Annotated in this window: 22 protein-coding genes; 18 read left to right on the plus strand and 4 right to left on the minus strand. The window is 57.7% G+C overall.

Going from position 1 to position 21,051, the window contains the following annotated elements:
• Positions 1 to 25: 25 nt before the first annotated feature.
• The 3 genes from NAV32_RS07155 to NAV32_RS07165 are packed head-to-tail and all read right to left on the minus strand — an operon-like array spanning position 26 to position 1,360.
• Complete coding sequence (locus tag NAV32_RS07155; RefSeq protein ID WP_256052105.1) at positions 26 to 382, minus strand: hypothetical protein; 357 nt, start codon at positions 380 to 382, stop codon at positions 26 to 28.
• A 14-nt stretch (positions 383 to 396) separates the two neighbouring features.
• Positions 397 to 930: a DotI/IcmL family type IV secretion protein gene (locus tag NAV32_RS07160; RefSeq protein WP_256052106.1), complete on the minus strand. Its 534-nt coding sequence runs from the start codon at positions 928 to 930 to the stop codon at positions 397 to 399.
• 1 nt (position 931) lies between these two features.
• Positions 932 to 1,360 carry a hypothetical protein gene (locus NAV32_RS07165; RefSeq protein ID WP_256052107.1) on the minus strand — a complete coding sequence of 143 codons (429 nt, stop codon included), beginning with the start codon at positions 1,358 to 1,360 and terminating at the stop codon, positions 932 to 934.
• Positions 1,361 to 1,661: 301 nt separating this feature from the next.
• Here NAV32_RS07165 and NAV32_RS07170 point away from each other — a divergent pair, with 301 nt between their 5' ends.
• The 3 genes from NAV32_RS07170 to NAV32_RS07180 all read left to right on the plus strand — a co-directional run bounded on the left by NAV32_RS07170 (position 1,662) and on the right by NAV32_RS07180 (position 4,158).
• Positions 1,662 to 2,396 (plus strand): TraX family protein, encoded by a 735-nt coding sequence (locus NAV32_RS07170; RefSeq protein WP_256052108.1) that lies wholly within the window; start codon positions 1,662 to 1,664, stop codon positions 2,394 to 2,396.
• Between the two features lie 588 nt (positions 2,397 to 2,984).
• On the plus strand, positions 2,985 to 3,185 hold the full coding sequence (locus NAV32_RS07175) for a helix-turn-helix transcriptional regulator (RefSeq protein ID WP_193679260.1): 201 nt from the start codon (positions 2,985 to 2,987) through the stop codon (positions 3,183 to 3,185).
• 22 nt (positions 3,186 to 3,207) lie between these two features.
• Entirely contained in the window at positions 3,208 to 4,158 is a 951-nt protein-coding gene (locus tag NAV32_RS07180; protein WP_256052109.1) for a plasmid replication initiator TrfA, read from the plus strand.
• Here NAV32_RS07180 and NAV32_RS07185 read toward each other — a convergent pair.
• Complete coding sequence (locus NAV32_RS07185) at positions 4,155 to 5,480, minus strand: tyrosine-type recombinase/integrase (RefSeq protein WP_256052110.1); 1,326 nt, start codon at positions 5,478 to 5,480, stop codon at positions 4,155 to 4,157. The genes NAV32_RS07180 and NAV32_RS07185 overlap by 4 nt on opposite strands.
• Before the next feature lie 729 nt (positions 5,481 to 6,209).
• On the opposite strand from NAV32_RS07185, the gene NAV32_RS07190 reads away from it, so the two are divergent.
• The 15 genes from NAV32_RS07190 to NAV32_RS07260 all read left to right on the plus strand — a co-directional run bounded on the left by NAV32_RS07190 (position 6,210) and on the right by NAV32_RS07260 (position 21,034).
• On the plus strand, positions 6,210 to 7,007 hold the full coding sequence (locus tag NAV32_RS07190) for a nuclease-related domain-containing protein (protein WP_256052111.1): 798 nt from the start codon (positions 6,210 to 6,212) through the stop codon (positions 7,005 to 7,007).
• A gap of 139 nt (positions 7,008 to 7,146) precedes the next feature.
• Positions 7,147 to 8,208, plus strand: coding sequence for a DUF262 domain-containing protein (locus tag NAV32_RS07195; RefSeq protein ID WP_256052112.1), 1,062 nt, complete (start codon positions 7,147 to 7,149; stop codon positions 8,206 to 8,208).
• A gap of 2 nt (positions 8,209 to 8,210) precedes the next feature.
• The gene (locus tag NAV32_RS07200) at positions 8,211 to 8,873 is read left to right on the plus strand and encodes an MAE_28990/MAE_18760 family HEPN-like nuclease (RefSeq protein ID WP_256052113.1); all 663 of its coding nucleotides are present in this window, start codon (positions 8,211 to 8,213) and stop codon (positions 8,871 to 8,873) included.
• A gap of 612 nt (positions 8,874 to 9,485) precedes the next feature.
• The gene (locus NAV32_RS07205; protein WP_256052114.1) at positions 9,486 to 11,276 is read left to right on the plus strand and encodes an SLC13 family permease; all 1,791 of its coding nucleotides are present in this window, start codon (positions 9,486 to 9,488) and stop codon (positions 11,274 to 11,276) included.
• A gap of 93 nt (positions 11,277 to 11,369) precedes the next feature.
• On the plus strand, positions 11,370 to 12,647 hold the full coding sequence (locus tag NAV32_RS07210) for a bifunctional O-acetylhomoserine aminocarboxypropyltransferase/cysteine synthase (RefSeq protein WP_256052115.1): 1,278 nt from the start codon (positions 11,370 to 11,372) through the stop codon (positions 12,645 to 12,647).
• Between the two features lie 125 nt (positions 12,648 to 12,772).
• On the plus strand, positions 12,773 to 13,207 hold the full coding sequence (gene trxC, locus NAV32_RS07215) for a thioredoxin TrxC (RefSeq protein WP_256052116.1): 435 nt from the start codon (positions 12,773 to 12,775) through the stop codon (positions 13,205 to 13,207).
• 201 nt (positions 13,208 to 13,408) lie between these two features.
• Complete coding sequence (locus tag NAV32_RS07220; RefSeq protein ID WP_256052117.1) at positions 13,409 to 14,125, plus strand: beta-ketoacyl synthase chain length factor; 717 nt, start codon at positions 13,409 to 13,411, stop codon at positions 14,123 to 14,125.
• Entirely contained in the window at positions 14,101 to 14,910 is an 810-nt protein-coding gene (locus NAV32_RS07225) for a lysophospholipid acyltransferase family protein (RefSeq protein WP_256052118.1), read from the plus strand. Before NAV32_RS07220 ends, NAV32_RS07225 begins: the two co-directional genes overlap by 25 nt.
• Positions 14,891 to 15,154, plus strand: coding sequence for a phosphopantetheine-binding protein (locus tag NAV32_RS07230; protein ID WP_256052119.1), 264 nt, complete (start codon positions 14,891 to 14,893; stop codon positions 15,152 to 15,154). Before NAV32_RS07225 ends, NAV32_RS07230 begins: the two co-directional genes overlap by 20 nt.
• A 12-nt stretch (positions 15,155 to 15,166) precedes the next feature.
• Positions 15,167 to 15,424, plus strand: coding sequence for an acyl carrier protein (locus tag NAV32_RS07235; protein ID WP_256052120.1), 258 nt, complete (start codon positions 15,167 to 15,169; stop codon positions 15,422 to 15,424).
• 77 nt (positions 15,425 to 15,501) lie between these two features.
• Positions 15,502 to 16,080 (plus strand): hypothetical protein, encoded by a 579-nt coding sequence (locus NAV32_RS07240; protein ID WP_256052121.1) that lies wholly within the window; start codon positions 15,502 to 15,504, stop codon positions 16,078 to 16,080.
• A complete protein-coding gene (locus NAV32_RS07245; protein ID WP_256052122.1) occupies positions 16,077 to 17,756 on the plus strand; it encodes an AMP-binding protein in 1,680 nt (559 codons plus the stop codon). The genes NAV32_RS07240 and NAV32_RS07245 overlap by 4 nt, the downstream gene beginning before the upstream one ends.
• Positions 17,753 to 18,559: a glycosyltransferase family 2 protein gene (locus NAV32_RS07250; protein ID WP_256052123.1), complete on the plus strand. Its 807-nt coding sequence runs from the start codon at positions 17,753 to 17,755 to the stop codon at positions 18,557 to 18,559. Before NAV32_RS07245 ends, NAV32_RS07250 begins: the two co-directional genes overlap by 4 nt.
• Positions 18,556 to 19,509 carry a glycosyl transferase gene (locus NAV32_RS07255; protein ID WP_256052124.1) on the plus strand — a complete coding sequence of 318 codons (954 nt, stop codon included), beginning with the start codon at positions 18,556 to 18,558 and terminating at the stop codon, positions 19,507 to 19,509. Before NAV32_RS07250 ends, NAV32_RS07255 begins: the two co-directional genes overlap by 4 nt.
• On the plus strand, positions 19,490 to 21,034 hold the full coding sequence (locus NAV32_RS07260) for an HAL/PAL/TAL family ammonia-lyase (RefSeq protein ID WP_256052125.1): 1,545 nt from the start codon (positions 19,490 to 19,492) through the stop codon (positions 21,032 to 21,034). The genes NAV32_RS07255 and NAV32_RS07260 overlap by 20 nt, the downstream gene beginning before the upstream one ends.
• Positions 21,035 to 21,051 lie beyond the last annotated feature (17 nt).

Consider the following 21,051-nt stretch of genomic DNA (forward strand, 5'->3'; position numbering starts at 1 on the left):
GAGGATTCTCGCCATGAGTATCGGCCTACTTCTTCGCCACATATGCCTTCCAGGCGCCATCGCTGTACACGAATCTGAATCCTTCCGAACTTGCAGTGCGACGGCGATAGCCGCCAAAATTGTCAATCGGTCGAATCTTCTCAACACCGTCCACGACAAGCGACAGATAGCCTGTGTCAGGGTTATTTTCTTCATTCCAAAATGTGAGCTCGATTCGTTTAGCTTTCGGAGTGCCGATTGCTTCCTCCAAATACTGTGAGGCCTTCTCGCTGTAAACAGCGTCAGTAGTGGCCGCTTTAGGCATGACCTTATTAACGTCAGTTTCACCACAACCCACCAGGGCGAATAGTGCCAGCACTACTAGGGAAAATTTGATTTTCATATTGTTAGTCCTTTTTATTTATCAGCTTTAAAGCGGATCGCGTTTATCGCGTACCCACTAGGCCTGTCGTTTTGGCGAATCCGTATAACATCAGTTTCAATATATCCTCTCATGGCCCTAGCCACATCACCGTTGAAAACAACTTGCACAGGAGTGCTTATTGTCGCGGTGTAGCGTTTCCAACCTAAATTTTTCCCAATTGCCTTAACATCTTCACTAAGAATCTGTCCTGCCTCGACATTGGCTGAAAGAACAAGGCGGTCTTTCGAGCTCTTAAGCTGATCCATGATCGATAGGTGCGGCGCTTTAGCGCGCTGCAAGTTTTCTCGCCAACCGATGTAGGCCTTGTCTGTCAAACATGCCAAATGTAGATCTTGAAGCTGTCGTATATATGAGCCGTAGTTCAACTCGAATGCTTGCACCACACACTTCTGATTGAACTCCAGCAGCGGGATCGGATGAGGCCTTGGCTTGTCGCTCGCCGCCTCAGCCTGGGCGGTGGTCAGCAGGATCACCCAGGTTGCCAGAGCTACTTTTAAACGATTCATATCAGCAGCGCTCACTGATGAAAACCAATGCGTCATTAATTGATGCGAAACTACCCCAGTCCGTGGGGCGATCCCAGGCGCCGCCATCTAGACAGCGGACAATGTATCTAGTACCAGACGGGACTTCACGGGTCTCGATGTACGGGCGACACAACCACCGCTCAAGTTCCTCTGAAGATCGCGTACTAATATCTTTATTACCAAAATTTGGTGGAGGAGCCGGATTGATCAGCACTCCATCCTCAACTTTCTCTGCGTAAAAGACAGACCCGGACTCTTGAAAGGTAAACCGACTAAGTGGACGGGTAGCTGAGTTTTTGATCTCTACCTGACATTGAATTTCGCTTAAGAAATGGTGAGCACGCTCACGCATTATCTCCAGTTCATTCAGATCCAGTTGATCCAGTACAACATCGTCAAAGAAATTCATAACCCGCTCCTGTTAGTCGAATGAATGGAACAAGGCGTTCCGAAGGGCCAGATTTAACTAGCGTCATTCTGAGAAACAGCGGGCATCCGACAGGACATTTCTTTTTATTGCCGCTGCCTCCTCATCGCTGCTCAAAGAGGCATTGGTACGCAGGCTTTGCTGCGCGAACTCCACGATTAAATTATGGCAACAGGAGACAAGCCCTGCAAGTAAAAAAGATGCGCGAGCAATGAGATTTATATATCATAAATAAACAGCCAATATACTTTACATGCATCATACATTTGAACCTGGTATTCCAATGAAAATTTTCGAACGAGATAACTCAATTGATCTTATAAAGTGGATCGCACTGATCACCATGATTATTGATCACTCCTGGTACATTCTGACGCCTGACTTACAAGAGCCATTTCGCTGGATGCGGACAATTGGACGCCTTGCATTTCCGCTCTTCTGCCTCGTAATCGCTGCTAATGTTTATCGGCAGCCGATAGGATACTCAGGCGGATTGAAATATCTCGGCGGTATTCTTCTATTTGCACTTATTAGCCAGCAACCTTATTCGAGATTTTTCGAGGGAGATTATTTAAATATCCTCTTCACCTTAGGTCTTGGACTTGTTATCACCCAGGCGGTACACCATCGGTCACCATCACTGATCACTGCTGGCGTCACTGCGCTTGCCGTAGCAGCAGTTTACAGACCAATCCTGAGCTACGGCCTAGCCGGCGTACTCCTGCCTGTCGTTCTTCTTACTGCTCTTCACGCACGCGAGCTTGAAACCCGAGTCGCCACCTGGTCGCTTGCCGCTCTGATAACAGCTATTGCAAACGCAGGCGCCGGGATCCTGATCATGTCGGATCTGCCGGCCAGGGCACAGGCCGGTATCTGCGCCGCTGCACTGGCGCCGCTGCTCGGCCTGGCGCTACTGCAAGTCCACGTGCAGTCGATCAGGCCGGTCGGCAGCTGGATGTACCCTCTTTATCCGATTCATATGCTGCTACTCAGCTCATTATCACTAGCCTGGATCTGATGCGGCGAAGCCGCCACACAGGTTCTCAACCCGTCCCCTTCCCTTCTGGGGGCTTCTCGCGCCGTAGGCGCATTCAAGCGGAGGCAGAGCCTCTGCGCTTTCTACCTGCTTCTTATGTAAATACATGTAATACATGTAAGTGAAGCGAAACTGCTCTGTAGCCCTAGTACCGCAAGGCCTCCAGAAATTCATCGGCGCAGCTAGTACGAGTCTCGGCGCAGCTAGTACGAATCGTCAAAGCTGATTGGCGCAATTGGTACGAGCCCTGTGGATAAGCAAGTGCAGCCCTTTGAAATAAGGGCTTTCCAGTGTATCTGGATCGATTTTTAGGGCTAGCGCAAAGCTAAGCGCTTTCGCAGCTAGTACGAGCCCTGTGAATAACATCCATTAGGTCATATTTTTTACAAAACCCGACGAATGGTAGCGCTTTATAAAAATCAACAAGTTACGGAAAGAGGCCCTTATTAAAGTTTTACTCACGCAATTCCGATAATAAAACATTAAGAATTTAAATAATTAAGCACTCATTGACTGTGCTTCTCGGACTAGCAAAATGGACTTAGAACCAGGCAGTTCCGAGAGATATTCATGAAAAACCAAAAACGACAGCCGCTTTCCACCATCGCAGAAATCTGCGAATACCTGCACATCGGGAAGACAACTTTTTACCGCCTTTCCGCCACTCCTGGCTTTCCTGAGGCCATTCGCTTTAACCAGCGAGTAGTTCGCTACGATCTTGCAAAAGTGATCGACTTTATCAAGTCAGACACTCTAAAAGAATCAGCCTGATTTTTTTTGGACGCTATCCGTCATGACTAATCTAGGTGGCGCACACGCTAAAGAGTTGAAGTCGAGCAAGGCCGCTAACTCGGCCTTCAAAATACTTCAAAGCCATACTGATAGACTGGCCTCGAACAGTGAGCTTTGCAGGGACTTGCTCAAAGAGCTTGAGACTGGGCTATTACCGCCGCTTCCAGAGATCATCACAGTACCCTCTTTGCCCCAACGAGCTTCAGCGATGCCAACGGCCTGGGTGCGTACGTCGCTATTTGTTAATCAGCCACAAACAAAAGCCAAATTTCTAATAAACCAAGTTCTAGAAAGCTACGACACTATCAGTATCGAATATACTGGTGAGCAGCTTAATATGTTTGACAATGACGTATATATTGAAATCATACGTCTAGCTCAAGGTCGTGCACCGGGCGAAAAAATACTATTCAACAGGCACTCCCTTTTACGCGCCCTAGGAATATCTGGAGGGAAGAAGAACTATGAGGCCCTGCATAAGTCCCTGCAAAAGCTCAAGGGCAACACTATCAAAATAACAAAATTTAAGACTGGCTACGATGCATTCAGTCTAATCGACCAATTATCCTGGGACGAGGAAGTTGGTTGCTGGCGGTTCTCGATAGGCGATATTGTTATTGATATGCTCAGCACTGAGCTTTCTTACATTGACCTTGATATTCGCCAGAACCTGACAACCCCCTTGTCGAAGTACCTACAGAATTACATGTCGGCCGGGCTGCCGGGTGAACGCGAGGTAAAAGTCGATAATCTGATGAGATTAAGTGGCACCACTAGCCAGCTTAAAGATTTCCTCGGAAAGGGAAGAGGTCTCACTAAGGCTCTGGATGAATTGAAAGCAGCTGGATTCCTTGTCAGCTACGCCATTCATAAAAACAAGAACGGCGAGCATATTGTCAGATGGAACCGCAGTGCTCACCAAAACTCCAAGCGCCACGCAAGCGCTTACTAGCCGAGCACTTTACTAAGAGCCGCTTCGAAACCAGCCATTGCTTTTAGCTTCTCGGGTAAGTAGGCCTCCGGATTATTGCGATAGTGCTGTCCAACCACTCCAGTCTGGCCGTGAGACTGCAACAGGTCACTCTGACGATCATCTACACCATTACGCTGCATCAACTGCGCGCATGTGCGGCGTAAATCACGAGGCGTAAAGTGTGGAATCTGTTCACCATCGATTTTCCCATGCTTTGATTCAAGCCAGTCTCGGATTGCGTGAGAGAAGCTGGTAGTGGCGAATGGCTTCTTCCCATAACTTGACCACGGCCATTCGAAACCTCCTGTGATCGGCTCAATCTGCTCAAGCAGCTCTATAGCCCGGTCAGTCAGGGGCACCAGGTGAACTCGTTCGATCTCCCCTCGCCCTTTTCTATCGACCACGCGAAGGAGCCGCTTTTCTTTGTCGTAGCTTGACCATGGCTCTCGCGCAACCTGTTCTATCCGCTGCCCTCCTAGAGCGATGACGAACTGGAATAGACGGCTGATAACTGGACCGATACCGTCGGTTTCGATGATCGTCGACCAGAAATGCTTCAGCTCGCTATCAGAAAGCGCCCGGGTGCCAGGCTTGCTTGTGCTGGGAACTAGAACAGCGTCGACTGGATTCGAATCAATCGAGTAGTTTTTGCTGCTGGATCGGCCAAGTGAATGCTCAGCGGTCATCCCATACTGAAACGCGGCTCGCAGGAACGAACGTACTTTATCGGCCTGCCTCGTCGCGCCTCTGTTCCAGATCGTTTCCAGGACTTGCCGAATATGCTGCGGCCGAATCTCTGAGGCACGAAGTGACAATACTTGAGGGTGCGCCTCTAGGAGATCGACCTTCAAGATGCGCTCATACTCCCGGACTTGGTCATCGCGTACCTTGCCCTGCCGGCCCTCGATGTACTCACGAAACAGTTCTTCGAAGGAGCCCTGGACCCGCAGCGCATGGATCTCACGCTCGCGCTCAATCCGTGCTAATTCAGCCTGATTCTCTAGATCCTGCAGATGTGCTCGCACATCACCATGGTCGACCGCCACCTTTGCTAACTCGCGCGCTCGTTCTCTGATCTCAGGCAGAGTCAGACCAACACCTCGGGCGTTTAGCTTGCAGACCCCAATCTTGATTAAGCAATCTTTGCCTTCCAAGCGATAGCGATAGAATGCCATCGGTGGTGACTCGCTCTGGCGTTTGAAAATCAGTGACCCCATGCCTCGACCAGGCAGGCTTTCTGTCAGCTTTCCACCGCCAGGCTTCATTCCCCTGAGTTTTTGTTCGTTAACTGTACCGACCATTTTTGCCAGTCCCCAGAAGTCCCCGTTTCAGTCCCCACTTTACGCAGGTCTCAACGGTACTAACTGAAACCATACGGCACAAGAAAAACCTCTTTAGCCAGCAAATACAGTGCACAAGCAATCCGAACGGAACCATCAGATTCTATGAGGAACTACTAACCACCTCCCTCATAATCCTTTGGTCCACGGTTCGAGTCCGTGTGGGCCCACCATATGAAACAAAGAGTTAGGCCAGCCCGTGCGCTGGCCTTTTTCTTTTCTGGCTTCGAAAAAATATTTTTGGTCACCGTATTGGTCACCACTTCAAAAAGCTTGGCGCTCTCCCTCTGCCAACAGGGACATGCCCAGTACAGGGAAACTCGCCCCCCCCTCGCTCATGAGCCGCACCGCATTGAGAGGTGGACTGAGCAGCCAGCAAGCCGCCCCGCACTTTCGTGGCTTGGATACCGCCATCGAAAAAGCCGGCTTCTCAGGGCCGCGCAAACCAGAGCCAAGCCGAGAGGTGCTTGGCCGCTCTGAGTTGCTGGCAAAAAAGCGCTCAACGTATAACGCAGGGCCAACGGCTGTAGATCACTCCCCCAGCAACCGTGCGCTGCGACACCACAATGAGCCGATTAGCCGGGCTATTCGGCTCACGAAACGAGCCGAATACAGCCGTTAAATATCATCGTGCCATCACGCCAGATTTCGGTACTATCCGGTTAACTACGGATTACCGAAGGTCAGGAAATGGACTTCACCCCGATCATCGCCCAAGTCTGGGGCATGCTGGCTTGGTTTATCCCAGGCGTATTGCTGATCGGCCTGCTCAAGTCGCCTTGGGCCAAGGGTCATATTGGCGAACTCCTGGTACGGCTGTTTGCCCATTGGCAGCTGGATAAGCAGACCTACCGCCGCCTGCACAACGTCACCCTGAACACCCCAGACGGCACCACGCAGATCGACCACGTACTCCTCTCGCCCTACGGCCTCTTCGTGCTGGAAACGAAGAACATGAGCGGCTGGATTTTCGGCAGCGAGAAGCAGGCGCAGTGGACGCAGAAGCTTTACAAGCGCACGTTCAAATTCCAGAACCCGCTACGCCAGAACTACAAGCATCTCAAAGCACTGGAAGCCACCCTTGGCGTTAATCCCGAGCACCTGCACTCGGTCATCACCTTCGTCGGCGGCAGCACCTTCAAAACCGAAGTACCGGCCAACGTCACCCAGGGCATCGGCTTTATCCGCTATATCAAGTCATTCCAGCAGCAGGTATTCAGCGAGTCTGAAGTCGACTCCATGCTGCAAGCCCTGCAAACCGGCCGCCGCGCGCCGACGCTCGCCACCCACCGCGAGCATGTGCAAAACCTCAAACGCCGGAGTGATCCGACTGCTGAGCGGCAGTGCCCTAAATGCGGCAGCGCTCTGCGGATCCGTACCGTGAAATCGGGAGCGAAAACTGGGCAGCAGTTTTGGGGATGCTCGGGGTTTCCTAAGTGCAGAACCATGCATAGCCTTTGGGGTGCTGAAGAGAACAGGAAATCGTAACCTGCACTTATCACTACCCAGAATAGAGAAACAAGAGCCCCATGCAATAGCAGCACTATTGAGCATAGCGAACAATAAATTAAAAAAGCCATAAGCAACGTCATAAAAACACAACCCGTAAAATCAAAAGGGACAAATAATGAGCGACGTCGAAAACCAAATAATCGAACTCAAGAAGACTGTCGCTTATGACAGCAAAGATTACACAATTGAAATCCTGGTAAAAAAATACATCGACGGGATTGATGAAAATCAGAACGAGATATATGTGCCAGATTACCAAAGAGAATTCGTTTGGGATGACGCACGGCAATCTCGACTAATCGAGTCAATCGTATTAGGCCTACCGATCCCGCCAATTTTCGTTGCGGAAAATAAAGACGGACGCCTTGAAATAGTAGACGGATCACAGAGAGTTAGAACCTTAAGTGCGTTCCTTAGTGACAACCTTAAACTAGAGGGCCTTGATAAGGTCACTATGCTAAACGGCATGACCTTTAAAGACCTCGACGTATCCAGAAAGAGAAAATTCAACAACACAACATTCACAGTTATCGTACTTTCCGAGAGCGCTACAGACGAGGTAAAGAACGATCTTTTTGAGCGAATTAACAAAGGAAGTGATATTTTGCGCGGAATGGAGACGCGCAAAGGAATTTATAGAGGCGCCTTTACTGACTTTATATATCAGGAGTGCGCAACTCACCCCGAGTTCAGGCAGTCAATCAAACTGTCGAAAACCGTTAGAAAACGACAAGAATATGAAGAACTGGTACTCCGATTCTTTGCATTAGTAGATACTTACCCAAAGTATTCTGAATTTTCTCGCAGCGTAAGTAAAGCTTTAGATAAGTACATGGCTGAGAAGCGAGACAGCTTTAGCGATGAAGAAAAATCAGAAAAACTTAAAAGCTTCAACGCCATGGTTGATTTTGTAATCAATAACTTTGAACATGGATTCCTCAAAGGAGCAGGAAAAGACGCTTCACGAATCTTCTTTGAAGCGATTTCGGTAGGCTGCCATCTTGCACTGCAAGAATCCCCACAACTAACTCTTAGAAAGAAAATCGATGTGCAATACTGGTTGCGGGAACGCGAATTTAACAGATCAGTCAATGGCGACTACAGAACACACTCTGCCGAAAATCTACAAACGAGAATCCACTACGTCAAAGATCATGTACTTTCTCTGCAGGCCTGACCATGAGAGGCGTTATTGCTGACCTTAAAGACAGAGAGTACTCAATTAATCGCTTACTAGAACACGTCGAAGAAATTTCAGAGATGCGCGGCAGAGTAGACATAACAGTAGTTCTTAAATCTAGCGTTTTCATTGCAATATATAACAACATCGAAGCTACAGCATATGCCGCTGTTGAACGAATTCATGAATCAGCATCCCACCTACGCTACGAAGAGCTTGCCGACCCCTTTAAAATAAAAATGTTAAAATACTCATTCGGAAAGTTATCTGCAGCCCACATGACCGATCCTCAAAAGACTCACGCAGAAGAAAATAAGATTAAATTATCGCAACTGACCTTCCCAAACTTAACCGATTACCTTCGAAGACAATCGCTGTTCTCCGGAAATATTGATGCTAGAAAGTTAAATGTGACTGGAATATCTTACGGACTTCCAAAGCTAACCTTCCCAAAAGCGGACGCAGAGAGAATGCTGTGGGTGAAGAACAAACGTAATAAAATTGCTCATGGAGAACAGTCCATGTCTGATGGAGGGCAAGGCATTAAGACTGCGGACTTGAGATGTGCTTTTGCTTCCGTAAGTAGAACTCTTCGCCATTTCATCTCTGAAGTGGAAGTTCTTCTATGCACTGAGGCGTTCAAAGCCAACCAGAGAACGTGATATCTCTTTTCTCCTACACTTGTAAGAGACTGGGGGCGGACAACGGTTACAGGAAATTAAATCTGGCCTCCCCTAGCGCCATCCACCGCCGCATCAAACCTGAGCACGCACTAGCCACAATTCATCTACGTGGCTAGGCTTCCGATAGAACATCAGAACATGACCGTTTCGCGGTACAAAAAACGGTACACCAGCGGTACAGTGCCCAGCTTCTACCCATTTCGCCAAATTACGCTCAACACCAGTAACCACGCTACTTTCAGCTAACTGTACCTGCGCTAAGCTACGCACGATTTCACTAGGCTTGCAGCCTTTCTAGGCAACTCATAATCCTTTGGTCCACGGTTCGAGTCCGTGTGGGCCTACCACCTTCAAAGCCGCGCACTGCGCGGCTTTTGTCGTTTTTGCCGGGTGCTGAATGGCGCATGCGTTACCCGGATAGCGATTACCACGACGCGCCAAGCCACAGCGAGAAATGCTTTCCTGTTTTGCTAATAACCAAATCGCATATAAACATCATTAAAGGTTTCTGGACTCTCTAAGTCACGCCCTCTATCGTGCGCGGCGGGTCGCCTGTGCGGCTCGCTGGTTGTCGCACGCTTAAGGAAATCCATGCTCCCTGAATCGCTGCAGCTTTATTTCGTCTGCGCCTTGCTGGTCTGGGTGCTGGTGGCTTTTGTGCGCGAGAGCTGGAGCCCGGATATCGTGGCGGCGATTGCCGTGGCGGTGCTGATTGGGGCGCAGTTGCTGGCGCCTGCCGAGGTATTGGGGGTGCTGTCGAATTCGGCGCCGGTAACCATCGCCTGCATGTTCGTGATTTCCGCAGCGCTGGAGCGAACCGGCTGCATCGATGCACTGGGCAATTGGCTGGGCGATCTGGTGGGTACCAGCCCGACCCGCGTGCTGGCGGGGCTGACCATCACCGCGCTGGTGATTTCCGCCTTTCTCAACAATACCCCGGTGGTGGCAATCCTTACGCCCGTGGCCATTTCGCTGGCCAGGCGCGCCGGCACTACGCCGTCGAAGCTGCTGATTCCGCTGTCCTACGCAACGATTCTTGGCGGCACGCTGACGATGATCGGCACCTCGACCAACATTCTGGTGGATGGTGTTGCGCGCAAGGCGGGGCTGGAGCCCTTCGGCATGTTCGAGATCACCGGCGCCGGAGCCGTGCTCTGTGCGGTCGGCATGCTCTACATGCTGACCCTGGGCAAGCGCCTGCTGCCCGAGCGCGACACGCTCTCAAAGCTGCTTGGCCCACGCCTGGACCGCACCTTCATGACCGAGCTGCGGGTGCCGCAAAGTTCGCCGATGATCGGCAAGAGCATCAGCGAAGCCAATCTCAACGGTGGCAGCGGCTTGCAGGTACTGCAGATCAATCGCGGCAGCAATCTGTTCAGCCGCCCGGAACATGCGTTCACGTTGCAGGCCGGGGATCTGCTGATCATTCACGGACAGGTCAAGGATGTGGTCGAGCTGCGCGGCAGCGGCCACCTTGCCTTCAATCGCGGCGATGCCTTTGAAACCATCAGCAGCGAAGACGTGACGCTGGTCGAGGCCATCGTCGGTCGTGATTCGCGCTTCAGCCACCGTCCCATGCGCGACCTCGATCTGTCGGCACGCTATGGCATCAACGTACTGGCGGTGCATCGCCAGGATGAGAACATTCAGGGCAACTTCGACGACTTCGAGTTGCAGTTCGGCGACGTCATGCTGGTGGAAGGCTCATCACCGCAGATCAAGCGCTTTGCTGACAACGGCGGGCTGATCAGCCTGAACATCGTGCAGGAACGCGCATTCCGCCGCGACAAGGCGCCGCTGGCGATCATCACCACCATGGCCGTGATGCTGCTGGCCGCGATTGGCGTCATGCCCATCGAGGGGCTGGCGATCATCGGTGCGGTCACCGTGCTGGCGACCCGCTGCCTGGATGTCGAGGATGCCTACAAGGCCGTGGACTGGAAAATCCTCAGCCTGATCTTCGGCATGCTCGCCATCAGCGTGGCCATGGACAAGGTCGGGCTGGTCGAGCTGATCGTCTCCAGCGTGGTGAACCTGACGCCCTGGGCCGGGCCACTGTTCATGCTGTCGTTCCTTTATCTGTTCACCTCGACGCTGACCGAGATGCTGTCCAACAATGCCGTCGCGGTGCTGGTCACGCCCATCGCCATTGGCCTGGCGCAGCAGCTGGGCGTCGATCCGCGTGCGTTCGTGGTGGCGGTGATGTTCGCCGCCAGTGCCAGTTTCGCAACGCCCATCGGCTACCAGACCAACACCTTCGTCTACACCGCCGGCGGCTATCGCTTCACCGATTTCCTCAAGGTCGGGATTCCGCTGAACCTGCTGCTCTGGATCACGGCAACGTTGGTGATTCCGTGGTTCTGGCCGCTGGTGCCGGTGTAAGCGCTGGTAGTCGCAACGCTTGCCGCAGATCATTGACCGGACCTGCGATTGATTTCATGCTCGCGGCCTTTCCGACAAGAATAAGGAACGCGCATGAAACTGGAAACCCTGGCCATCCATGCCGGCTACAGCCCCGACCCGACCACCAAGGCTGTGGCGGTGCCGATCTACCAGACCACCTCCTACGCCTTCGACAGCACCCAGCATGGCGCCGATCTGTTCGACCTGAAGGTGCCGGGCAACATCTATACGCGCATCATGAACCCCACCAACGACGTGCTGGAACAGCGTGTCGCGGCGCTGGAAGGTGGTGTGGCAGCGCTGGCGGTGGCCTCGGGCATGGCAGCGATCACCTACGCAATCCAGACCATCGCCGAAGTCGGTGACAACATCGTCTCGGTGGCCAAGCTCTACGGCGGCACCTACAACCTGTTCGCCCATACCCTGCCGCGCCAGGGCATCGAGGTGCGTTTCGCGCCGCATGACGACATCGCCGCGCTGGAAGCCCTGATCGACGGCAACACCAAGGCGGTGTTCTGCGAGTCCATCGGCAACCCGGCGGGCAACATCATCGATATCCAGGCCCTGGCCGACGCCGCGCACCGGCATGGCGTGCCGCTGATCGTTGACAATACCGTGGCCACGCCGATCCTTTGCCGCCCCTTCGAGCATGGCGCCGATATCGTCGTGCACTCGCTGACCAAGTACATGGGCGGCCACGGCACCAGCATCGGCGGCATCGTGGTGGATTCCGGCAAGTTCCCCTGGGCCGAGAACAAGGAGCGCTTCGCGCTGCTCAACACGCCGGATGTCTCCTACCACGGCGTCACCTATACCGAAGCGTTCGGCCCGGCGGCCTTTATTGGTCGCTGCCGCGTGGTGCCGCTGCGCAACATGGGCGCGGCGCTGTCGCCGTTCAACGCCTTCCTGATCCTGCAGGGTCTGGAAACCCTGGCACTGCGCATGGAACGCCACTGCGAAAATGCACTGAAAGTCGCCGGCTATCTGCAGCAGCATCCGCAGGTGGAATGGGTCAGGTACGCCGGCCTGGCGGATCATCCCGAGCATGCACTGGCGCAGCGTTACACCGGCGGCAAGCCCGCCTCGATCCTGTCCTTCGGCATCAAGGGCGGCTTCGATGCCGGCGCGCGCTTTATCGATGCACTCAATCTGGTGGTGCGTCTGGTGAACATCGGCGATGCCAAGTCGCTGGCCTGCCATCCGGCTTCGACCACGCATCGCCAGCTCAACGATGAAGAGCTGGAAAAAGCCGGCGTACCCCGTGACATGGTGCGGCTGTCCATCGGCATCGAGCATATCGACGACATCCTTGCCGACCTGTCCCAGGCGCTGGAAGCCTCCAAGGGCTGACCGACTGCTGGATGAATGGAGGCGGTCTGAGTTCTTCCATCGGCAACCTCCAGTTCAAGGCGGCATGGCCTTGAGATTCACTCGCCTGCCGCCATCTATAGCAGACGCCTCACTGGAGCACGCCCATGACCGATTCGCTCGTCGTCCCCTGCGCGCACTGCGCCGGGCTCAACCGCATACCCACGGACCGCCTCGGCCAACAACCACGCTGCGGGCGCTGCAAGACCGAAGTACTGCTGGCGAAGCCCTTCGACGTCAACCAGAGCAATTTCACGCAACAGATAAAAGGCGATCTTCCGCTGTTGCTGGATGTCTGGGCCAGTTGGTGCGGCCCTTGCCGCAGCTTCGCCCCGACCTTTGAGCAGGCTGCCGCTCAACTCCTGGGTCGCTGCCGGCTGGCCAAGCTGGACAGCGAGGCCAACCAGCAGCTTTCCGGCCAGCTGGGCATCCGCTCGATACCCAGCCTGATCCTGTTCAGAGATGGCCGTGAAGTGGCACGCCAGAACGGCGCAATGCCACTGCCACAGCTGCTGGCCTGGCTCGCGCAGCAGGGTATCTGAGGCTCCCCCGCCAAAAAGCGCCAACAAGGCACCGATTCAAATAGAAAGTTCCACCAGACGGCCCACCTCCCATCCGCAGCGTTTGCCTCGCGGGGATAGCGAACGGATAATGCCCGCACTTTTATGCTGCATTTACCAACAGTCGCCATTCATGGACCGATACGCCAATAACAAGAACTGCCGAGGCACTAGGTATCTACCGTGATTCAATTCGATATCGATCAATGGCAGGCCTGGGCTCCGGGTCTGGCCAGTATTGACGATTGGGCGATCTGGGCTCGCGACCCGCGTTGCCCCCAAAACGACCACGAGCCGGACGTCAGCTTTCTGCCGGCCATGCAGCGCCGCCGTCTGAGCCGCCTGGCGCGCATGGCGTTCGCGGTCGCCACGCCGCTGGCGCAAGGCCAACCACCGATGCCTCTGGTGTACGCCTCGCGCCACGGTGAAACACCGCGCACCTTCGCCATTCTCAACGATCTCGCGCGCAAAGAAGCCCTTTCCCCCACGCAGTTCAGCCTTTCGGTTCACAACGCCATCATCGGCCTGTGGTCGATCCAGCAGGGCGACAACAGCGAAATGACCGCGCTGGCCGCCGAAGGCGACGGGCTGGAACACGCCATCCTCGAAGCCGGCCTGTTGCTGGCCGAGGGCGCACCCTCGGTGCTGGTGGTGGTCGCCGAAGACCAGCCTCCCGCCGCCTACAAACCCTGGATCGACGATGTCGACTTTCCTTATGCCGTGGCGCTGCGTCTTACGCCCGGCCAGCGCTGGCGGCTGAGCCTCGAAGCCGACCATGCAGAACACCCGCCCACCCGTTGGCCACACGCCCTGGAACTGATCCGCATGCTGATCGACCAGCAGCCCCTCCGTCAGCATCAATGGAAGACACGTCGATGGACCTGGCAGCAGACACGCTGAACAATCGCCCCAGCCCGCCCTGGTTGTGGCGACTGATCGCCACCGGCCTGTCCTTCATGCTGTTCGGCCTTGGCGGGCTCGTGCTGCGGCTGATCGTGTTCCCCCTGCTCGCCCTGCTGCCCGGCGACGCCACGCGCCATCGCCTGCGCGCGCGCCAGACCATCAGCCGGCTGTTCTGGCTGTTCGTCCAGTTCATGTATCGCAGCGGCGTGCTGACCTACCAGGTGGAGGGAGTCGAACGCCTGGGCCGCCCCGGCCAGTTGGTGATCGCCAATCACCCTTCGCTGATCGATGTGGTGGTGCTGATTTCGCTGATCCGCGACGCCAACTGCGTGGTCAAGCAAAGCCTCTGGGACAATCCCTTTACCCGTGGCCCGATCCGCGCTGCGCAATACATCAGCAACAACGGCAGCGCAGAGATGCTCGACGAAGCCGCCGGGGCGCTGCAGCAGGGCCAGACGCTGATTATCTTCCCCGAAGGCACCCGCACCACGCCGGGCCAGGCGCCGCAGTTTCACCGGGGCGCTGCCGCCATCGCCCTGCGTGGCGCGCAGCGGGTTACACCTGTGGTGATCAGCGTGACGCCGACAACCCTGACCAAGGCCGAGCCCTGGTACCGCATTCCGTCACGGCGATTTCATTTTCACTTGCGGGTCGGCGATGATATCGACCCGCAGACGTTCGCCAGCCGAGGCTCCCTGCCAATCGCCTCGCGGCAACTCAACGACCATCTGCACCGACACTTCATAAAGGAGCTCGCACTCGATGAGCAAACTACAGCTTGAAATCAAGCACCTGATCATTGATGCACTGGGTCTGGAAGACCTCACGCCGGATGACATCGCTGCCGACCAACCGCTGTTCGGGGAGGGACTGGGCCTGGACTCGGTGGATGCACTGGAGCTGGGGCTGGCTATCCAGAAGCGCTTCGGCATCAAGATCGACGCCGACGCCAAGGACACCCGCAAGCACTTCGCAAGCGTCGACAGCCTGGCTGACTACGTCAGTGCCAACCGCGCCGTCGCCTGAGGAGGTCATTACGTGAACAGCCATAACGAGATTTTCCTGACCCTGCGCGATGCGCTGGTCGAACTCTTCGAGCTGGAGCCTGAGCGCATCAGCCTGGAGGCCAATCTGTATCAGGATCTGGAAATCGACAGCATCGATGCCGTTGATCTGATCGACCATATCAAGCGCCAGACCGGCAAGAAGATTGCCGCCGAGGAATTCAAATCGGTGCGCACCGTCGGCGATGTGGTCGAAGCAGTCTATCGACTGATGAATCCGCAAACGGCCTGAGCCCTGCCCTCGGCATACCCACGCAGCGCTGATCGAGCGGTGCGTGATGACAGGCGCCAGTCGAATCGGAAGATGCGATGCAAGCAACCCCTGCAACAGGCAAGGCCAACACCCGCCGGCTGCTTGGCTTCGGCCTGTTGCTGGTTGGTCTCGCCTATCCGTTCATCGTCTATCTGGGCATGGAGCGGCTGTCACCGCAGCTGTTCGCCGCGTTGCTCGGCACGCTCTGGCTGGCACGTGCACTCAGCGGTCGACAGGACCCGCTGAGCTACACCGTCACGATTGCCGCCTTGCTGTTCTGCCTGGCGCTGGCCCTGACCGACAGCAGCGCTCTGCTGCTGGGCTATCCGATTCTGATCAATCTGGCGCTGCTCGGCCTGTTCGCCGGCAGCCTCTGCTCCGGCATGCCGATCATCGAACGCCTGGCACGTCTGCAGGAACCCGAGCTGCCACCCGCCGCCGTACGCTATACGCGCAAAGTGACTTGGGTGTGGGTGGGCTTCTTCACAGTCAACGCAAGCATCGCCACCGGCCTTGCACTCTGGGCGCCGCTGGCCTGGTGGACCCTGTATACCGGGCTGATCGCCTATCTGCTGATGGGGTTGCTGTTCGCCGGTGAATGGCTGGTCCGCCAGCGCGTAAGGAAAGCGACATGAACTGGATTGCCCTGGAACAACTGCTCAACCAGACGCCGAACGAGCGCCCGGTCACGCTGCAACCGGCGCTCGATCATGCCGGGCTGCGCCTGCAGGCTCTGCGCCTGGCGGCGGGCTTGCAGGCCCGCGGCGTTCGCCGTATCGCGGTGCATCTTGAAGATGCCGCCGAGCTGGCTGTCGCCCTGCTGGGCGCCTGGCGTGCCGGCGTGACGGTGCTGTTGCCCGCCGATCTGCAACCCGCCAGCCGTGCGCGCCTGCAAGACCAGGCTGAACTCTGGCTGACCGACCGCGAAGGCGATATTCGCCTGGACGAGCTTTTCGCCGAACCGCTCGACGGCGCCGCACTGGACCTCGACCAGTGCCGCCTGGTGCTCTGCACCTCCGGCTCCAGTGGCGAGCCCAAGCTGATCGACAAGCGCCTGCGCCAGCTTGCGAACGAAACGCAGATCCTCGAAGCGCAATGGGGCGCCGAGCTGGGCGAGGCCTGCATCATCGGCAGCGTGGTGGCGCAGCACATCTACGGTCTGCTGTTCCGCGTACTCTGGCCGCTGTGCGCCGGGCGCGTGTTTCTGCGCCGCGCCCTGCCGTTTCCCGAGGATATCCAGCTGGCCAGCCGCGCCCAGGCACAGTTCTGCTGGGTCGCCAGCCCGGCGCTGCTCAAGCGCATGGGCGACAACCTCGACTGGCCGGCGCTGCGCAGCGTACGCCGGGTGTTTTCCTCTGGCGGCCCCCTGCCCGCCGAAGCCGCGACGCGTCTGCAGCAGCATCTGGGCCAGGCCCCGACGGAAATCTACGGCAGCTCGGAGACCGGCGGCATTGCCTGGCGCCAGGGCGGCACGCTCTGGCAGCCTTTCGCCGGCGTCGAACTGGGCCAGGACGAACAGGCCGCACTGCGCATCGCCTCACCCTGCCTGCCCTCCGGCCATGTCGAGCAGACCGCCGATGCCGCACGCATCGAGGCCGATGGCCGCTTCGAGTTGCTGGGCCGGCTGGACCGCATCGTCAAACTGGAAGAAAAACGCATCTCCCTGCCCATGCTGGAAAAGGCGCTGGCCGAACATCCCTTCGTCAGTGAAGCGCGCTTTGCCGTGATCGAGGAAAGCCGCGCCTACCTGGCCGCCCTGGTTGCACTCAGCGACGACGGCCTGCATGCCCTGCGCAATGGTGGCCGGCGCACGCTGACCGATACGCTGCGCAAGCACCTGGCCGCGCACTGCGAAGCACTGGCGCTGCCGCGCCGCTGGCGACTGGTGCGACAACTGCCATGCAATGCCCAGGGCAAGCTGCCCCAGGCGCAGCTCGACGCCCTGCTGCAGGCACCGCGCACCCTGCAACCGGAACGCCTGGGCGTCACCGGCAGCGATGGCGAATGGCAACTGGAACTTGAGATTCCGGCGGATCTGGCCCATTTCAGCGGTCATTTCCCGCAGACGCCGGTACTGCCCGGCGTGGTGCAGATCGACTGGGCCATGAGCCTGGCCCGTGAACTGATTGCAACACTGCCGCCCTGCTTTCGCGGCATGGAAGTGCTCAAATTCCAACAACTGGCCCGTCCCGGCGACCGCCTGCAACTGACGCTGCGCTTCGACCAGGAACGCAGCAAACTGCATTTCACCTACCGAAACGGCGAGGCCGCCTGCTCGTCGGGCCGCATTCTGCTGGGACAACCGACATGAGCAGCCTCACCCCGCCGGCACAGCAGCCCGCCGTGCAACAGCACCAGCTGGCGCTGTCCATCGAGGATGAGTTCAGACCCTGCGCCGTGGTGCCGGTTTACAACCACGAACGCAGCCTGCCCACGGTCGTCGCTGCACTGCTTGCCGAAGAGCTGCCATGCATTCTGATCGATGATGCATCCAGCCCCGAGGCCGCGCGGGTGATCGACGAGCTGGCCAAGCATCCGTCCGTGTATCTGGTGCGCCATCGCGACAACCAGGGCAAGGGCGCGGCGGTCACCAGCGGCCTGCGTGAAGCCGCTCAGCGGGAGTTCACCCACGCCCTGCAGGTGGATGCCGACGGTCAGCACGACCTCAGCGGCCTGGGACTGTTTCTCGACCGAGCCTGCCAAGCGCCCGAAGCACTGATCTGCGGCTACCCGCAATACGACGCCAGCGTGCCCAAGAGTCGGCTTTACGGACGCTATCTCACCCATGTCTGGGTCTGGATCAACACCCTGTCGCTGTCGATCCGCGATTCCATGTGCGGTTTCCGCGTCTACCCGCTGGCGCCGACGCTGGCGCTGCTCGATTCGGTGGAACTGGGCAAGCGCATGGACTTCGACACCGAAATCCTGGTGCGCCTGCACTGGCGTGAACAACCCATGGTCTGGCTGCCCACACACGTGTACTACCCGGACAACGGCGTCTCGCACTTTCGCCTGTGGCGCGACAACCTGCTGATCTCGCGTATGCACGCACGGCTGTTCGGCGGCATGTTGCTGCGCGCGCCAGAACTGCTCTGGCGGCGGTGGCGCGCATGAGCCAGTCTTCGGGTCGCAGCGCACACTGGGCCGCCCAACGCGAGCGCGGCAGCTTCGCCCTGATGAAGCTCACCGTGCGCGTGGTGCGCCTGCTGGGCCGGCGCGCCATGACGCCGCTGCTGTACCTGATCGTGCTGTACTTCTACCTGTTTGGCCGCAACGCCCGCCAGAGCGCCTGGACTTACCAGCGCAACCTGGCGAACTGGAGCGGCCGTGCCGACCTGGTGCCGAGCAGTAGCTCGGTCTATGGGCAGTTCATGGCCTTTGCCGATGCGTTGCTGGACAAGGTGGACGTCTGGGGCGGGCGAATCAGTTTCGATCAGCTGGAAGTGGACGACCCCCACGGCATTCGCCCACTGATCTGGAACGGCGGCCAGCGCGGGCAGATGCTGGTAGGCGCGCACCTGGGCAACCTGGAAGTCTGCCGCGCCATGGCCGAGATCGGCGGCAAAGTGAAGATGAACATCCTCGTCCACACCCGGCACGCCGAGCGTTTCAATCGTCTGCTGGAAGAATCGGGGGCGAACAACCTGCGCCTATTCCAGGTCAGCGAACTGGACCCGGCGGCCATGCTGGAACTATCGCGACGACTGGACGCCGGAGAATGGCTGGCGATTGCCGGTGACCGCGTCCCGCTGCACGGCGCACGCACCGCCACCGCAGATTTCCTCGGCCAGCCGGCAGCCTTCCCCCAAGGGCCTTGGCTGCTGGCCGGACTGCTGGAATGTCCGGTCAACCTGCTGTTCTGCCTGAAGCACGGCAACCGCTACCGGATACACCTGCAGCCCTTCGCCGAACGTATCGAGTGGCGCCGCCGCGAGCGCGACGCCATCGTCGCGCAATGGGTGCAGCGTTATGCCGACGCACTGGCGGCACGTTGCCTGGAGGCGCCGCTGCAATGGTTCAATTTCTATCCTTTCTGGAATACCCATGACCAACGCGACACCTGAGCCCGTCATCTTTGGCGAAAACCACCTGAGCATCGAGGATGTGCTGGCCGTAGCCGAGCGCCGCGTGCCCGTACAGCTGCAGGCCGACTCGGCGTTTCGCCAGCACATTGCCCGCGGCGCGCAGTTTCTCGACACCCTGCTCGACCGCGAAGGCGTGATCTATGGCGTGACCACCGGCTACGGCGACTCCTGCGTGGTGGCGGTGCCGCTGCATCAGGTCGAGGCGCTGCCGCAGCACCTGTTCACCTTTCACGGCTGCGGCTTGGGCAAGCTGCTGGACGCCGAGGCGACCCGCGCCGTACTGGCGGCACGCCTGCGTTCGCTGACCCACGGCATGTCCGGCGTGCGTATCGAACTGCTGGATCGCATGCAGGCCTTCCTCGAACACGACGTCCTGCCGCTGATTCCCGAAGAGGGTTCGGTGGGCGCCAGCGGCGACCTGACGCCGCTGTCCTACGTTGCCGCCACCCTGGCCGGTGAGCGCGAGGTGCTCTACCAGGGCCAACGCTGCAGCGCCGCCGAAGTGCATCGGAAGCTGAACTGGACGCCACTAACCCTGCGTCCCAAGGAAGCCCTGGCGCTGATGAACGGCACCGCCGTGATGACCGGCCTGGCCTGCCTGGCCTATGCCCGCGCCGATTACCTGCTCAAGCTGGCCACGCGCATCACCGCGCTCAACGTGGTGGCGCTGGAAGGCAACCCCGAGCATTTCGACGAGCGCCTGTTCGCCGCCAAGCCGCACCCCGGCCAGAACCAGGTCGCCGCCTGGATTCGCCAGGACCTGGCCATCGACGCGCCGACCGCGCCGCTGCATCGCCTGCAGGACCGCTATTCCATCCGCTGCGCGCCGCATGTGCTCGGCGTGCTGGCCGACAGCCTGGGTCTGCTGCGCCAGTTCATCGAGACCGAGCTGAACAGCGCCAACGACAACCCCATCATCGATGCGGAAAACGAGCGCGTGCTGCACGGCGGGCACTTCTACGGCGGGCATATCGCCTTCGCCATGGACAGCCTGAAGAACCTGGTGGGCAACGTCGCCGACCTGCTCGACCGCCAGCTCGCACTGCTGGTCGATACCCGCTACAACCACGGCTTGCCGAGCAACCTGTCCGGTGCGCCGGCGGAAACCGCGATGATCAACCACGGCTTCAAGGCGGTGCAGATCGGCGCCAGCGCCTGGACTGCCGAAGCCCTGAAAAACACCATGCCGGCCAGCGTCTTCTCGCGCTCCACCGAATGCCACAACCAGGACAAGGTCAGCATGGGCACCATCGCCGCGCGCGACGCCCTGCGCAGCCTGGAGCTGACCGAGCAAGTGGCCGCGGCCACGCTGATCGCCGCCAACCAGGGTGTCTGGCTGCGCCAGCGCGATGCCACGGCACGTCCGCTACCGGCGCCACTGGCCGACATGCAGACCAAGCTCGGCGAGGATTTCCCGCCGCTGATCGAGGATCGCGCGCTGGAAGGCGAACTGCGCCTGTGCCTGCAGCGCATCCGCGCCCGCTACTGGAGGCTGTATGACTGACCGTCAGTTGCGTGAAA

The organism is Stutzerimonas stutzeri (genome assembly GCF_024448695.1).
Classification (GTDB): domain Bacteria; phylum Pseudomonadota; class Gammaproteobacteria; order Pseudomonadales; family Pseudomonadaceae; genus Stutzerimonas; species Stutzerimonas stutzeri_T.